Raw genomic sequence first — 805 nt, forward strand, 5'->3', positions numbered from 1 at the left:
TGGCGTACCCGTTCAGATTGTAGGTGACAACCACGTCGTTCGCTTCGGTCTGCGTGGTACAGCGGGCTTCGAAGGCGTCGTGAAGCGCCTGTCGGTACGTCCCTCGCGTCTCTCGGAGTTTCCGCCGCTTGTGAGCGTTTGGATCCACCAGTTTGAGTTCGAGCGTCTTCGTGAGTTCGGTCACGAGTCGCCCTCCTTGTGCTGTTGGATGTAGTCCTCGACAGTCTCACTCGAAACGTGGCCAGCGGTCCCTGCATAGTAGCCTCGCGCCCATCGGATTTTCTCGCCGTCGTGGTCGGCATATCGGTGGTTGTACTTGCGCGAGGAGATACGCTTGAACCAGTTGGCGAGGAGCGCCAGTCCGTTCTTGGGTGGACTACTGACGAAGAGGTGAACGTGGTCGGGCTGGACGGTGAGGTCAAGAATTTCGACGCCCTTGTTGTCGGCTATTTCGTGGAGGATGGTCCGCACACGGTCAGCGACCTCGTTGAAGAGTACCGAGTTGCGGTACTTCGGCAACCACACTATGTAGTAGTTGAGGTTGTAGGTCGCATGCCGTGTGGTCTTCATCCGTGTTTACACTATAGTCCGTCGTCATGTTAATACCGCCGATGAACCGTGAGAAATCCAGCTATAGCGTCGTCGGTGGGTGTGTCGGCTATTGTCCGCTTGACCCCCGCCTAAAGACGGGGGTATGCGCTCGTATCTTTATCAGTCCACCAAGACAACCTGTGAGTATGGACTCAAATGCTACCGGAGATAAGACCACTCCAAAGATACCGATAGGCGTCCCAAGTATCGATAG

2 protein-coding genes and 1 pseudogene are annotated in these 805 nt (G+C 55.8%); 1 reads left to right on the forward strand and 2 read right to left on the reverse strand.

The genetic code is table 11. The annotated features are described in order from the left end of the window. A pseudogene (locus tag DVK07_RS20000) lies at positions 1-184 on the reverse strand (RNA-guided endonuclease TnpB family protein); the annotation flags it as partial. Beyond that, positions 181-570, reverse strand: coding sequence for an IS200/IS605 family transposase (tnpA, locus tag DVK07_RS20005; protein WP_121598554.1), 390 nt, complete (start codon positions 568-570; stop codon positions 181-183). The pseudogene DVK07_RS20000 and the gene tnpA, both read right to left, overlap by 4 nt. A 41-nt stretch (positions 571-611) precedes the next feature. Between tnpA and DVK07_RS23905 the strand changes: the two genes are divergently transcribed. Then, on the forward strand, positions 612-805 hold a 194-nt coding region (locus tag DVK07_RS23905; protein ID WP_233565552.1), incomplete at its 3' end, for a hypothetical protein.

It is taken from the genome of Halorubrum sp. Atlit-26R, assembly GCF_003666015.1.
In the GTDB taxonomy this organism is placed as follows: domain Archaea; phylum Halobacteriota; class Halobacteria; order Halobacteriales; family Haloferacaceae; genus Halorubrum.

Excerpts from the sequence above, each read along its gene's own strand:
- tnpA (WP_121598554.1), bottom strand. The coding sequence starts at position 570 with ATGAAGACCACACGGCATGCGACCTACAACCTCAACTACTACATAGTG.